Source organism: Enterococcus sp. B2E4 (assembly GCF_030499455.1).
In the GTDB taxonomy this organism is placed as follows: domain Bacteria; phylum Bacillota; class Bacilli; order Lactobacillales; family Enterococcaceae; genus Enterococcus_D; species Enterococcus_D casseliflavus.
In genome coordinates, this window is sequence record NZ_JAUKPK010000001.1 from 377,143 (window position 1) to 391,707 (window position 14,565).

Here is a 14,565-nt window from a genome sequence, read left to right on the forward strand (position 1 = left end):
TGGCCCAACTAGACCAATTTCCCCTCTGTTTCTCAAAACAACCTACTTTTTCAAAGGAGCAATGGTTAATCCCTGTTGCCGTCAACCGAAAACATCGGACTCACTATTCATATGTAGTGTAACTTTATCCTATACAACTAAAACTGTCAATAAAATTACTCTACAAAAGTAAGTTTTTCACTAGCTGATCTGTGGTTGGGTTATTTGAATATCTTCAGTGCATTTTCTAAGTCATCGATCAAATCTTTACTGCTTTCGATCCCAATGGAGATCCGTAAAAGATCCGGCGTCAATCCATAAGATTCTCGTACCTCTTGAGGAATATCTGCGTGGGTCTGTGTCGTTGGATACGTGATGAGACTTTCCACACCACCCAGGCTTTCCGCAAAGGTAAAGACCTTTAATGCCGCTAAGAAGCCGCTGATTTTGGTTTCATCAAGCACCCGAATACTGATCATCGCCCCTGCATTTGGGTACAGCACCTCTTTGATCGCCGGATGGGCTCGTAAAAAGCGGCCAACTTCCTTGGCGTTGGCTTCTTGCCGTTCAAAGCGCAACGGCAGCGTCTTTAAACTTCGGATGAATAACCACGTATCAAAGCTGCTCAAGGTCGGGCCTGAAGTATTGGCTAAATAATTCAAGCGCTCCCCTACTTGCGCATCTTTGGCGATGACGACGCCAGCCAAAATATCATTGTGACCTGATAAGAACTTGGTGCCTGAATGGATCACTAGATCCGCGCCTTCTTCTAAGGGCAACTGCCGTAACGGCGTCAAAAAGGTATTATCTACGATCAGTAGCGCCCCATGGTCGTGAGCAAGTTTGGCGGTTTCAGCAATATCCGTCACGGTCATCAAAGGATTCGTTGGGGTCTCTAAAAAGACAGCCGTTACCTCGTCAGTTAGTTTTTCACTTAATTCTGTTACAGTGTTGAAGGTATCGAAGAATGCCCGTTGGCTTTTTTCCAATTCCGCAAAATAGCGAAAGCTACCGCCATACAAATCACGAGAAACCAAAAAGCGACTCCCGCTGGTAAATAAGTCAAAAATCAAAGCGATCGCACTCATGCCAGAGCTGGTCACTACTGCCCGAGCTCCTTTTTCTAATTCAGCAAGACCTGCTTCTAAGATATCACGGGTCGGGTTTTTGGTACGGGTATAATCATAGCCTGTACTTTGCCCTAACGCAGGATGAGCAAAGGTCGTGGAAAGATAGATCGGTGGGCTGATCGCCCCAGTTTGCTGATCCGAATGATTGCCTAATTGTGCTAGAAAAGTTGCTGTATCAATCGTCATGTCGTTCCTCCTTTTTGATTGCCTCGATCATGCGATCAAGGGCTTCTTGAATGATCGTCGGTGTTGTCGCAAGATTCAGACGAATCAAGCCCTGACCGTCTTGTGAAAACCATTCCCCATAGTCGACTGCCAGACCGGCAGTATCTTGGATCACGTGCTTGGTTCGTTCTTTGGCAATGACTTGCCGCAGATCGCCCCAGAGAAGATAGGTTCCTTCTAATGGCAGGAGCTCAATTTTGGGAAATGCTTCTTGCAGTTGCTGGCGGACCATTTGTTCATTGGCAGCAATCACCAAAAGCAGGTCCGCTAGCCATTGATCCCCCGATTCATACGCGGCTTTCGCAGCCACCAATCCCAAACGATTGACTTCCGTCTGCTTGTATTGTCGGCACCACTCCTCATAGGCTCTGCGCATCTCTAAATCAGGAATCCAAACATGAGAGAGCAATAATCCTGCTAAGTTGAAGGTTTTTGAGGGCGAATCCAGAACGATCAGCTTCTCAAAGCCGACCCCCTGTGCCACTGTCACGGCTGAAACAAATTGCTGCTCACCGAGTATCAGCTCACAATGGATCTCGTCGGCGATCACGACAACCTCATGTTTTTGGCAAATGGCCAATAACTGATGCAGTTCTTTCTCTTGCCAGACCCGCCCTACTGGATTGTGGGGGGAGCAGAGAATAAATAGTTTCACTTTTCCTTCAATGATTTTGCCTTCAAAAGCAGCAAAATCGATTTGATAAGAATTCCCCACCTTTTGTAAGGGTGCTTCTATCAAGCGCCTTTTCGTCTCTTTGATGCTGTCAAAAAAGGGATAATAGACGGGCGGCTGGATCAAGATGCCATCGTCTGGTTCTGTGAAACAATGAAGCAAATCAACCAAAGATTGGACGACCCCTGTGGAAAACGAGAGCCATTTTTCTTCGAATTTCGTCCCCCAGTGGCGATCTTGCCAAGCTTGATAGGCTAAAAAATAGCCTGAGGGGGGAATCGCATAGCCAAAGGTTCCTTGAACAACCAGTTGCTGCAAGGCTTCTTCCACTGCCTTTGGCGCAGCAAAATCCATATCAGCTACCCATAAAGGCAAAAGCTTTTCTCCTTGGAACCGTTGATCCACAAGATCCCATTTTAAAGAATCAGTGCCTTTTCGCTGTCTAGCATAGTGGGAGAGAAAATGCTCAATCGTCATTGATACTCACCCGACCTTCTGGCTCACTGCCAATTCGGTAACCTTCTTTCGTCGGCGTGACGGACAGGTCATAAGGCGTTCGCAAATAGGTTTCATTGATCCAATTGCTGAAAAACAAAGAGGCATGTCCCCGCCAACGGTTGGTAATCTTTCCGCCTAAACGGTCATAGGCAAAGTAATTTTTAGGCAATGCGGTAGCTAAGCCCCGTTCCATGTCTCGCAAGTACTCTTCATTCAAGGTCGTTGTGTGGTATTCAAAATGCCCTAGCAAGAAGGCATTTTTATGATCTTCTGATACGAAGATGGAAGGCCCTGTTTCAACACCCGCTGCCAAGATTTCTAAAGGCGTCTGGGCGAGCTGGCCTTCATCGATGCCAGTATAGCGCGAATGGGGCGTATAAAAGACGTCGTCAAAACCGCGAACGAGCGGATGAAAATGCGTGACTGCTTGTTCGAAGACACCGAACAATTTGCTTGGGTACAACACTTTGTCGATACCATAATGGTAATAAAGACCAGCTTGTGCCCCCCAACAAATATGCAGGACTGAAGTGCAATTCGTCTGGCTCCAATCCATGATCTCTTGCAGTTCTTGCCAATAATCAATGGCTTCAAAGGCCATTTTTTCAACAGGGGCACCAGTGATGATCAAGCCGTCGAATCGTTGGGACTGGATCACTGAGAATTCTTGATAGAACTTTTCCATGTGATCGACAGACGTGTTTTTACTTTCGTGGTACTTCATTTTCAATAAAGTTACTTCAATTTGCAGCGGACTTTGGGAAAGCAGGCGCAGCAATTGATTTTCTGTGGCGATCTTTTTCGGCATTAAATTGACGATTGCGATCTTCAAGGGACGAATCTCTTGTTTCGCCGCTTTATGCTGCAGTAAGGCAAAGACATTTTCTTTTTGCAGGACCGCTGCAGCGGGTAGTTCTTTGGGAATAATGATCGGCATTGCTTCAACTCCTTACAGTTAAATTTCTTGTTGAAGAGAAGGCGAATAGTTTCAGCTGTGAAAAACAAAAAAAGCCGCCCTTTTATCCTTACGGATAAAAGGGACGACTTGATGCGCGTTACCACCCTAATTCGTGCTATTCTCACAAATAACACCTCAACAGTACACTATGATACTTGGCGCTGTAACGGGCGCATGCCGTTTTGCTGGCGTGAACCAACAAAAAAACTCAGAGCTCATCTTCACTGATCACCGCATGTCTCCTTTTTCACCAACCGGAGTCTCTGTACCTTTGTTGATCTGCTACTCTTCTCTTCAACGTTTTCGATTTCTTTGTTTAATTTTAAAAAATTATAATTGTTTTTTCATTTACTGTCAACGGCAAGTTAGGGATTTTTCTTAGATTTCTTCTAAATATAAGTATTGCTGACCCATTTTTTCATAGATCGTTGCTAAGTCTTCTTTGCTGACTTCACGATCCTTATGCCCATAAGGGTCGTTGACATACATCGTATCACCATCGATACCTGTGATCACCACCGAATGGATCAATGCCGTCACAAGAATTTCGCCATTTTGGGTATTCCATTGAAAGAAATCCGCATCGGTCGGTACTTGTAATTCTAACGTCGCAATCATCCAAACTGGTTTCCCAGATTGTAGTACTTTGACGATCTCATCAAAGCTTTTGTCTCGTCCACTAATGACTTCGTATTGCTCTTTTACAATCCTTTCGGCGACATCGGTGATCGGTTCTACGTCAACCCCCATCGCGCTATCGCCGCCATAGATGTTTCCAACAAAGCCTTCTCGTGGATCTCCATGGTGATAATAATCCTCATAAAGCGGGACATACGCTAATTCTTCCGCCAATTGATTTTTATTGGTATCAAATCCGTAAAAATTCAAGAGCATCGATAAAGCCGTTACCTCACAGCCGTTCCCTAACGCCACTTCATCGAATTGATTTTCTAACGGAACATCCAATCGAATAACCTCACTGTATTCAGGCTCTGGTGTTTGTTCTTCATCCGAAAGTGCTAGTGTCAATTCATCCTCTATCTTTTCAAAGGGGGACTGCCCGTTCTTACTGTCATAAAAAATCAGCAGAAAGAAGAGCATCAAGACGAACATACCTAAAAGTAACCGTTTTAACTTTTTCTTCTTCATCTACTTCCTCCTGTTGTATATTATAACTTATTTCTGTTTATTATTTCACTATAATAAACTTTTTAGGAAGGAGTATTTTCTTAATCTAAACACAAAAAAATAGACCCGTTTAGGCAGCGGGTCTATTCAAACTGGCGCTTATGCCGCTTTCTTCTGTTTCTGAGTAAAGCGTCCTTTTGCTTTCGAAAACGAACGAATATCAAATTGTTTGCTTAAGGCACCTGCAACAAAATAAGCCAAATTGAAATCGATCAAGCTATGGATCAAACCGCCGATCCCCATCAAAACGAACAAGAAATAGTAGAAATTACCATCGAATGCGGTCCCTGGTACATTTCCTGTGAAGTAAAAGGCGGCAACGACTGCCATTTCTACGGCAGAATGGATCAGTCCGATAATCAAGTTAAAGCTCTGAAATTTGATATTCAATAAAGAGGGTTTGCCATTTTTCAGTAAAATATCTGGGTGCTTCTGTAAATAAAAGGCACCTATGACGGCAAAAACAACATGGGACAATGCCCGTAAAGCAATGATTGGTGGCAGTGTTAAGAAAAAGCCAAAGGTCGTTCCTAAAGCTACCGCGATCGCCATCGCAGGTGAAAAGAACATCGCCACAAAGACGGGCACATGGCTAGCTAAGGTAAAAGATGCTGGTCCGATGACGATTTTGGGCATTACCATGGGAATGACGATCCCCATGCCGATCAACAATGCAGCGATCGTTAAATGGCGGATGGAATGATTTTTCATTTATACTCTCTCCTTCAATGTGTCATGACAGTTCTGTCTTGCTTATTCTACTGGTATTTCCACGAGGTGTCAAGACACAATAAAAACGAATGTTTATTCAACATCCGTTTTTATTGAAGTTATCCTTTACGCGCTTGCATTTCATTGCTTAATTTGGCAAATTCCGCTAACGACAACGTTTCTCCACGTCGTTTCGGATCGATCCCACTTGCTTCTAAGCTGTCTGCCAACCACTGTTTGGTTGTTTCATCTTTTCCATAGCTATTTTGCAAATTGTTCCAAAGGGTTTTACGACGCAGCTGAAAGGCTGCTTTCGTTAATTTGAAAAACTCTTTTTCATCGGTGACTGCGACTGCTGGTTGTGATCGACGCGTCAATTTCAAAATAGCCGAATCAACATTCGGTTGGGGCACAAAAACGGTTTTCGGGACGATGAATGCCAGTTTTGCTTCCATGTAGTATTGCACAGCGATCGACAACGAGCCATAGGCTTTAGTCCCGGGAACTGCTGAGATTCGATCTGCCACTTCTTTTTGCATCATCACGACCATTTCATCTACTTTTACCTGAGACTCTAAAAAGTGCATCATAATTGGCGTAGTGATGTAGTAGGGCAAATTTGCGACAACTTTTAATGAAGCAGCCGTATCGCTGAATGCTGACTGAATGGTCGTTGCCAGATCTGCTTGCAAGACATCTTGATGAATGATTTTCACATTTTGATATGGCTGCATTGTGTCGGCTAACACTGGGATCAACCGATCATCAATTTCAAACGCCAACACTTGCTTGGCATGTTTTGCCAACTGTTCGGTCAGAGCACCGATTCCAGGACCAACCTCAATGACGTTTGTCGTCTCGTCGATGCCTGCAGTTTCTACGATTTTCCGTAAAATATTCGGTTCTGTTAAGAAGTTTTGCCCTAAACTTTTTTTAAAGGTAAAGCCATGTTTCGCTAAAATCTCTTTGGTTCTTGAGGGGGTTGCTATTTCCCGTTCTTCCTTCACAATTCTTCCTCCACTATTTTCATTGCTTCTGCCAACTCTGCATCGGTGATACGAAACATTGTCAGCCGCTTCTCTAATTGTTTGCCGTTCGTATAGCCGATGCGTAAAAGATCCCCCAACCGCTCTCGTTTCTCTTTCGCTCCAGCCCCTGCGATCAAGCCATACGCTAACAACTGTTGCCGATCAATGGTCCCCTCACTGACTTCATTTGAAGCAATCGGGGTTACGACTTTTCGCAAGGCTTCTTTCAACGCTTCATGGCTGGCGTGTTCCACGCCTAAACTGCCCTTGCTTTTCGGTGCTGCCTGGCTGCGCGGTAAAAAGGCATGCTTGGCATCAGGAACGACTTCCATAATGATTTTGCGGATCTTTTCTCCCGAAAAATCGGGATCGGTAAACACGATGACCCCTCGTGTCTCTTGGGCGTGCTCGATTTGATCAAGGATCGTGTCATCGATCGCCGAACCGATCGTCTCGATGGTATCTACATCGAACACTTCTTGCAATCGGCGGGTGTCGTCTTTGCCTTCGACGACAATGATTTCTTCGATTTTCGGCTTATTAGTCATTGATCCTAAACAAGCGATGGGCATTTTTTGTCGTGTAGGCCGCAACATCAGCAACCGCTTCTTGCCGCAGCTCCGCGATTTTATCCACTACATAATGAGTATAGCCCGGTTCATTGCGCTTGCCACGATAAGGAACAGGGGCTAAATACGGCGCGTCAGTCTCAACGAGTAGCCGATCTTGTGGCACGACTTGCGCAGCTTCTTGTACCTCCGTCGCCTTTTTGAAGGTCACGACACCACTAAAGGAAATATACATTCCTAGGTCCAAGAACTTTTTCGCCCATTCGCCGTCCCCACTAAAGCTGTGCATGATGCCGCCGATCGTTTGGACTTTTTCATCCTTTAAAATCGCATAGGTATCTTCTAAGGCTTCACGGGTATGAATACTGATAGGCAGCTGATGTTCACGGGCGATCGCCATTTGCCGACGAAAGACCTTTTCTTGAACTTCCTTCGGATCTTCCATCCAGTGATAGTCTAAACCGATTTCACCTAGGGCAACGACTTTTGGTTGTTCCAAGCGCTCTTGCAAATAGGTTTCCACTTGTGGGGTATAAGAACCAGCTTCGGTTGGATGCCAACCGATAATACTGTAAATGCCAGGATATTCTTTGCTTAATGCTAACGATTTTTCAATCGTTGGCTGATCGAAACCGACGACCGCCATCTCCGTTACTCCTAGTTCTTGCGCACGGGCGACCGTTTCGGGAATGTCTTCGTTAAACTGTTCTGCATTCAAATGTGTATGAGAATCAAAAATCATGAAATCTCCTCCTTAGTCCTTCTATACTCTAGCATATTTTGACGGTTTAAGAAACGAATCCTCTTCGCTTTTTTCAGCAGTTTAAGAAAACTTTCAGCAAACAAAAAAAATCCGCCCAAAGTTGGAGGACGCCGAAGCTGATTTTCTCTATACTGAGGGTAACGAAATCGTATGGAGGTGGAAATATGGAACGATCAAAAATTGATCCCGGCCGCTTTTTTTCTGGCCAAAAAGCAGCCACGAAAGGCACGTTAAAACATCAATATCATTACTATCGGCAGCAAAATGCCCATCAAGCATTCAACAGCGATTTTCAGCGAAATTTCCAGCATGATTTCCCGAATTTTGCTACCTGGCTAAAATTGCAGCAACAGACACCACAAAAGAATCAAACAACGACTTTTTCTCACTGGTTATTGGTTGGTTTCTTCGGACTTTTGACAGCAGCAAGTTTTTCGCAACAGCTCTTATTCCTACTTTTTGTCTTTGTCTTAGCCGCTCTCGTCAAAGGACCTGGCATGATCGTATGGGGCATCGTGTATTCCTTCTTAGTTAGTCTGTTCCCGCCATTGGGTATCGTTCTTTCTGGCTTATTTTTCTTACTGACCCTGCGTCAATTAACCAAAAATGTCACTTTCGTTTTGACTGCATTGTACTTTTACGGCTATCCGTTTGTCATCACAGCCCTCCAACACTTTACGAATTGGAACCCGCAATGGCTGTGGGTCGGCAGTATCGGTTTTGCCTTGATCAGTGGCCATTTTGTCTTAAAGCAAAACTATCCCTTTGCTTCAAGTAAAAGTCTCGCATGGGCGATCATCTCCGTCCCTTATGATTGTGTCATGGCTTTGATCCCGTCAAACACAAAGCACGCTTTAAACGTTTGGTGAAAATCAAATAATTGCGATCTAGGATACAAAAGATCGGCTATTGCCGCCCCTTTTGTATCTTTTTTTCATGGAAGAAACAAACGAAATACGATGGATATTTTTTGTTATTTTTGCTTTCGCATGATTGCTTTTTTTGTAAGAATCTACTATGCTAGAAACTAGCAAATCAAAAAAGGAGCCACGCCATGTACACCCTCATTCTTATTGCATTCCTCCTTACGGGCTTGCTAGTTTACTCCTTTATTATTGAACCGCATCTTCTCAAACAACGGCACTACCTCATAAAAAAAGACAAGCGCACCGTCTTAGATATTTCAAAGGCTTACGATCTTTATCAAGCAGAAAGCAATCTCGTGATCGCCCATATCAGCGACCTTCATTTTTCTCGTTGGTACAAACCACGGCGAATGAATCGCATCATTCGATCAACGATCCAAAACAAGCCGGATCTGATCATCATCACGGGGGATCTGATCGATAATTATAAAAAATGGCCGCATCGTTCAACCAAGCGACTGATCGAAAAGCTGAAAAAATTGCAAGCGCCTCTGGGTAAGATCGCAGTTATGGGGAACCATGACCATTTGAATGACGGGCATTACTTTGTTAAGGAAATATACCAGCATGCAGGGTTTACCTTACTTGATAATGAGTCGGTTTTTGGTTCTGATGACAAAACGTCGATGAATATTGTCGGTATCGATATAGAAAGTCCGAAAGTCAGTTTTACCTATGAAGCAACCTTAGCAGAATGGCAGTTGCTTTTGCTCCATGAACCCGATTATGTTTCTCGGATCACCAATCTGCCAAACTACGACTTGATTCTTTCTGGCCATAGCCATGGCGGGCAGATTCGCTTGCCTTTTTATTATGCGAAAACAAAGGGCGCGTTGAAATATACCGATGGGCTCTACCTTTTAGGCAATGAGACCTTATTAAGTGTTTCCAGCGGGGTTGGTATGACCAAGATTCCCGCCCGACTCGGTGTCCCACCTGAGATCCTTTATTACCATTTAGAACCGCAACAGCAATTGAACGTTTCTTAACTGTTCATCGGTGCAATTGGGAAAAAATCAGCGACTCGTTTCAGCAAACGTTCGATTCGCTGATTTTCTTTTTGCGCCTACCGTGTTAAAATATACTAAATAAACACTTTTCAACAATTAGGATGAACCAAAAAATGCTCATCTCGGGAACGCTTTGGTTTTTGATCGCCTTCTTCGCTTATACAGCCTATGTATACGGTCAGGGGTTGTACTTTCCTGTCATCGCTTTTCTTGCTGCTTTGATGGGCTGCGGATTTTATCTCTTTGCTTTTCTCCAGCACAAAAATACGACGAAAAAACATCCTTAGCCAGAACGAGCTAAGGATGTTTTTTGCATTATTGATTCAAGCCCTGATAAATCGTATCGAGATTCCACTTCATCATGTTATAGTAGCTGTCGCCTTCTTCTCCCGGTTCTGCAATCGAATCGGTAAAGACGGTTCCGAATATCGGAATACCTGCATCACGAGAAACACTTTGCATCGGACGAGTATTGACGCTGCTTTCGACAAATAAGGAAGCGACGGCTGAGTTTTGCAGCTGATCCACTAAGTTCTTGATTTGCGCAGGGGTTCCTTCTTCTTCGGTATTGATTTCCCAGATATAGGCAGACGGTACACCGTAGGCTTTGGAGAAGTATTTGAAGGCTCCCTCACTGGTGACGATCAATTTCTTCTCTTCGGGAATCGATTGAAAGTTTTCCTTCGCTTGCTGATCCAGTTCTTCTAATGAAGCCAAGTAGCGTTCAAGGTTTTCTTCATAGAAAGAGCGATTGTCAGGGTCCTTTTCGCTCAAACGTTGAGCAATGTTGCGGGCATAGATCATACCGTTTTCTAGATTTAACCAGGCATGAGGATCGGCTTTGCTGTGGTCTTCATCATCAGAAAGATAAAGCACATCCACGCCATCACTGACGGCAAAGTAATCTTCATTTTCTACCTTATTGGCATTGTTCATCAATTTGGTAAACCAGCCATTGCCGCCAGTTTCTAGATTCAAGCCGTTGTAAAGGATAAGATCGGCATCGGTCGCTTTTCGAACATCTTCCACTAAAGGTTCATATTCATGGGGATCACGCCCCACTGGTACGATACTGTGAAGATCGATTCGATCACCGGCAATGTTTTCCGTAATATCAGCAATGATCGAATTGGTCGCTACTACTGAAAGTTTCCCTTCTGTTTGGGCCATCTGTCCGTTTTGTTGTGCCAAAAAGAAGCCACCAGCTACAGCTGCCATTGCTAAAACCGCCGTCGCTGACCAGCGTTTGACTGGACTGGTCTTTTGTTTTGGTGAGAACAAGAAACCGATCACGAAAAAGGCCCCTGCGGTCAAAACGATACTTGATCCTGCGGCAATATTAAAGCTGTACCCGATAAACAAGCCGATAAATGAGGCGAAACCACCTAAAACCCCTGCGATGACCATCATATGCTTCAATTGTTTTGTATAAAGATAAGCCGTTGCTGCTGGAGTGACTAACAGAGCCACGATCAAGATCGTTCCGACGCTTTGCATCGCTGTCACTGAAACCAAAGTCAACAAGAACATCAATAAATAGTGATAGGCTTGCACTTTCATCCCAAAGGCCTTTGCCATCATCGGATCAAAAGACGTGATCAACAGTGGACGGAAGAAGAGGATGATCACTGCCAGCACAAGGATAGCGATAGCGATCGTCAGCCATTTGTCGCTGTCTTGCACCGCTAGCACATTCCCAAACAAAATGTGAAACAAATCAGTCGAACTATTTGCTACTCCAATCAAGATAACCCCTAAAGCTAGAAACGAACTAAAGGTGATACCGATCGCCGTATCGCTTTTGATCAGGCTGTTATTGGCGATATAGGTAATGATCATGGAAGCCAAGATCCCAAAGAAGATCGCCCCGACAAAAAAATGAACGCCGAAGATATAAGACAAGGCTACCCCTGGTAAGACCGCATGAGAGATTGCATCCCCCATCAAGGACATCCCTCGTAAGATAATAAAACAACCGATCACCCCTGCCACAATCCCGATCGCGACTGCCGTGATCAAGGCATTTTGCAAGAAATGATAGTTACTTAAACTCGTAAAAAAGCTTGTCAACATGTTAAACGCCTCCTTTCACGATGATCGCATCGCCAAATGTTTGCTTCAAATTGCTCTCGGTAAAGACTTCACTGACTGGTCCCGCAGCGATCAGGGTTTGATTGAGCAGAACCAAGTAATCAAAGTATTCGGTGATTTTCCCCAGATCATGGTGAACGATAAAAATCGTCTTGCCAGCATCTCGCAAGTTACGCAACAGGCCGACGATGATCGCTTCACTGGTGGCATCGATCCCTACAAAGGGCTCATCGAGGAAAATATAGTTGGCATCTTGAACCAACGTTCGAGCAATCAAGACCCGCTGAAACTGCCCGCCGGACAATTCCCCAATCTGACGTTCCGCAAAGGATTCCATTTCTACCGCTGCCAGAGCGGCTGTCACTTTCTGCCAATCGTTTGCCGACATCCTTTGGAACATGCGCATCTTAGGATACAAGCCTAAAGATACGACTTCTTTGACTGTGATCGGAAACGTGTAATCAACCGCAGTCTTTTGTTCGACATAGGCAATTTCCTTTTGAAAGTCTTTTAACGCTTTTTTGTCGACACTCATGTTCCCACTGGAAGGGATCAATTTCAACGCCGCTTTGATCAGCGTCGACTTCCCTGCCCCATTTGGACCAATGATCCCTACGATCGACGGTTTTTCTACTTGAAACGACAAATCCGAGATCACTTGATGATCGCCATCATAGGCTGCGGATATTTCTGAAAAAGTAATCATTATTTTCACTCCATTTCCATAGTTAAGGATAGTTTATTTATTTTTTAGGTAGACCTAACTTATTTTTATTATACAAGAAAGGATTTGTTTTGCAAGACAGTTCTCTTGATTTTTTTAAGAAACACCGCAATTTCTTGGCAATGACTCTTGAAAACTAAGATTCTATCTTTATTTATTGAGTAAAAGTTGGTGCCCACAAACACGGATGCCATCAATTTCTTTCTATCTTTTGAGCGCAAAGCATTTGATTTATTCTTAATAAAAGAGATCATTCCTCGGCACCTCAGTGTCGTACGTTTTTTCAATAACAGAAGAGAGGCGAATCAAAGCCTCTTCGCTTTCTCCCTTCATGATTAATACCAAACAAATCAAAGAATCAATAATTCTTCTATTTCCACAAATTCACGAATTCACTCTTTTTTATGATGACCAAGAAACCCTTTCATCTAGACTAAAACGCTTTATAAATTAAACTTTTCTAATTATTATGTGATTTTTCGAACAAAAGCTAAAAATAACATGACAACTATGTTAGCCTTTGATTTGGAAAAAGTTTTAGGAGGAATAAAAACAATGAAGAAAATTTTCCAAACACTATTAGTCCTAACCTCGTTAGCAACTTTGAGTGCTTGTGGCGCTGATTCACAAACAAGCAGCAGCTCAAGTACTGGTTCATCTGCTAATGAAGAAACAGATGCAACTTCTGCTGCATCTGGTCAAGAATACACAGACCATAGCGAACTTGCAGACAGCTACGATGTCGTGATCGTCGGTGCAGGTGGCGCTGGAATGGCCGCTGCGATCCAAGCAAAAGAAGCTGGCGCAAACCCAGTTATTTTAGAAAAAATGCCAATTTCTGGTGGGAATACATTGAAATCTTCAGCAGGAATGAACGCTTCAGAAACCAAATTCCAAGAAGCAGAAGGCATCGAAGATTCAAACGATCTATTTTATGAAGAAACATTAGCTGGTGGTCACAACACCAATGATGAAGAATTGTTGCGCTACTTTGTGGATCATTCAGCAGAAGCAATCGATTGGTTAGATTCCATGGGTATCACTTTAGACAACTTAACAACGACTGGCGGGATGAGTGAAAAAAGAACGCACCGTCCATCGGATGGTTCTGCTGTTGGGGAATACTTAGTTGATGGTTTGATGCGCAACATCCATGAATTGGAAATCCCAATTTTTGTGAATGCCGATGTCAAAGAAATCAATGAAGAAGATGGTCAAGTCAACGGGGTGACCGTTGAAGTAGAAGGAACCGAACAAACCATTGATGCCAAAGCAGTTGTCGTTACAACAGGCGGTTTCGGTGCCAATTTCGACATGATCACCGAATACAAACCAGAATTGGCAGACTACGTGACAACGAACCAAGAGGGTTCGACTGGTGATGGGATCAAAATGATCGAAGCATTAGGTGGACAAACGGTTGATTTAGAGCAAATCCAAATCCACCCAACAGTGGATCAGTCTAAATCACTGTTAATCACTGAAGCTGTCCGTGGAGAAGGCGCGATCTTGGTCAATCAAGAAGGCGAACGGTTCTTCAATGAAATGGAAACACGAGACAAAGTCTCTGAAGCGATCATTGCCCTACCTGAAAAATCAGCAACGTTAGTTTTTGATGCAGGTGTCAAAGAACGCGTGACAGCCATTGATTTTTACGAGCAACAAGGGTTAGTCAAATCCGCTGACACGATCGAAGAATTAGCAAAAGAATTGGACATGCCAGAAGCAGCGCTTGCTGACACGATCGCTACGTGGAACAGCAGTGTGGCTGCTGGTGAAGACGAAGCCTTTGGACGCAGCACAGCAATGGACAACGATTTGTCAACAGGACCTTACTATGCTATTGCCATCGCTCCTGGTATCCACCACACGATGGGCGGCGTGAAGATCAACACCAACACAGAAGTGATCGCTACGGATAACGAGATCATTCCAGGTCTTTTTGCAGCCGGTGAAGTAACTGGTGGGTTGCATGGTGAAAACCGAATTGGCGGTAATGCCGTTGCCGATATCATCATCTTCGGACGCCAAGCAGGAACAAAAGCTGCCGAATTTGCGCAAGAAAATTAAAACACTCTCTATAAAAAAGAAG

The 14,565-nt window shown here is 44.0% G+C and carries 14 protein-coding genes; 4 read left to right on the forward strand and 10 right to left on the reverse strand.

All coding sequences use genetic code 11. The annotated features are described in order from the left end of the window. Positions 1–200: 200 nt before the first annotated feature. The 8 genes from Q1X33_RS01850 to Q1X33_RS01885 all read right to left on the reverse strand — a co-directional run bounded on the left by Q1X33_RS01850 (position 201) and on the right by Q1X33_RS01885 (position 7,701). Positions 201–1,295 carry an aminotransferase class I/II-fold pyridoxal phosphate-dependent enzyme gene (locus Q1X33_RS01850; RefSeq protein ID WP_301969501.1) on the reverse strand — a complete coding sequence of 365 codons (1,095 nt, stop codon included), beginning with the start codon at positions 1,293–1,295 and terminating at the stop codon, positions 201–203. Beyond that, a complete protein-coding gene (locus Q1X33_RS01855; RefSeq protein ID WP_060791837.1) occupies positions 1,285–2,484 on the reverse strand; it encodes a MalY/PatB family protein in 1,200 nt (399 codons plus the stop codon). Before Q1X33_RS01855 ends, Q1X33_RS01850 begins: the two co-directional genes overlap by 11 nt. Further along, positions 2,474–3,442 carry a homoserine O-succinyltransferase gene (gene metA / locus Q1X33_RS01860; RefSeq protein ID WP_060791836.1) on the reverse strand — a complete coding sequence of 323 codons (969 nt, stop codon included), beginning with the start codon at positions 3,440–3,442 and terminating at the stop codon, positions 2,474–2,476. Before metA ends, Q1X33_RS01855 begins: the two co-directional genes overlap by 11 nt. Before the next feature lie 399 nt (positions 3,443–3,841). Beyond that, the gene (locus Q1X33_RS01865) at positions 3,842–4,612 is read right to left on the reverse strand and encodes a C39 family peptidase (RefSeq protein WP_301969502.1); all 771 of its coding nucleotides are present in this window, start codon (positions 4,610–4,612) and stop codon (positions 3,842–3,844) included. 138 nt (positions 4,613–4,750) lie between these two features. After that, positions 4,751–5,362: a hypothetical protein gene (locus tag Q1X33_RS01870; protein WP_301969503.1), complete on the reverse strand. Its 612-nt coding sequence runs from the start codon at positions 5,360–5,362 to the stop codon at positions 4,751–4,753. Between the two features lie 119 nt (positions 5,363–5,481). Beyond that, positions 5,482–6,369, reverse strand: a complete 888-nt coding sequence (gene rsmA / locus Q1X33_RS01875; RefSeq protein ID WP_086338478.1) for a 16S rRNA (adenine(1518)-N(6)/adenine(1519)-N(6))-dimethyltransferase RsmA — start codon at positions 6,367–6,369, stop codon at positions 5,482–5,484. Further along, entirely contained in the window at positions 6,366–6,938 is a 573-nt protein-coding gene (gene rnmV, locus Q1X33_RS01880) for a ribonuclease M5 (protein WP_016608225.1), read from the reverse strand. Before rnmV ends, rsmA begins: the two co-directional genes overlap by 4 nt. Then, on the reverse strand, positions 6,931–7,701 hold the full coding sequence (locus Q1X33_RS01885; protein WP_005225534.1) for a TatD family hydrolase: 771 nt from the start codon (positions 7,699–7,701) through the stop codon (positions 6,931–6,933). Before Q1X33_RS01885 ends, rnmV begins: the two co-directional genes overlap by 8 nt. A 185-nt stretch (positions 7,702–7,886) precedes the next feature. On the opposite strand from Q1X33_RS01885, the gene Q1X33_RS01890 reads away from it, so the two are divergent. From Q1X33_RS01890 to Q1X33_RS01900, 3 genes are all read left to right on the forward strand, one after another. Beyond that, entirely contained in the window at positions 7,887–8,591 is a 705-nt protein-coding gene (locus tag Q1X33_RS01890; protein WP_301969504.1) for a hypothetical protein, read from the forward strand. A gap of 185 nt (positions 8,592–8,776) precedes the next feature. Further along, on the forward strand, positions 8,777–9,637 hold the full coding sequence (locus Q1X33_RS01895) for a metallophosphoesterase (protein WP_015509322.1): 861 nt from the start codon (positions 8,777–8,779) through the stop codon (positions 9,635–9,637). 134 nt (positions 9,638–9,771) lie between these two features. Further along, positions 9,772–9,945: a hypothetical protein gene (locus Q1X33_RS01900; RefSeq protein WP_010747796.1), complete on the forward strand. Its 174-nt coding sequence runs from the start codon at positions 9,772–9,774 to the stop codon at positions 9,943–9,945. Positions 9,946–9,973: 28 nt separating this feature from the next. Here Q1X33_RS01900 and Q1X33_RS01905 read toward each other — a convergent pair whose 3' ends face one another. Both Q1X33_RS01905 and Q1X33_RS01910 read right to left on the reverse strand, forming a co-directional pair. Next, positions 9,974–11,731 (reverse strand): metal ABC transporter permease subunit, encoded by a 1,758-nt coding sequence (locus tag Q1X33_RS01905; RefSeq protein ID WP_301969505.1) that lies wholly within the window; start codon positions 11,729–11,731, stop codon positions 9,974–9,976. A 1-nt stretch (position 11,732) separates the two neighbouring features. Beyond that, entirely contained in the window at positions 11,733–12,455 is a 723-nt protein-coding gene (locus Q1X33_RS01910) for a metal ABC transporter ATP-binding protein (protein WP_060791832.1), read from the reverse strand. A 573-nt stretch (positions 12,456–13,028) separates the two neighbouring features. Here Q1X33_RS01910 and Q1X33_RS01915 point away from each other — a divergent pair. Continuing rightward, a complete protein-coding gene (locus Q1X33_RS01915; RefSeq protein ID WP_301969506.1) occupies positions 13,029–14,543 on the forward strand; it encodes a flavocytochrome c in 1,515 nt (504 codons plus the stop codon). Positions 14,544–14,565: the final 22 nt, after the last annotated feature.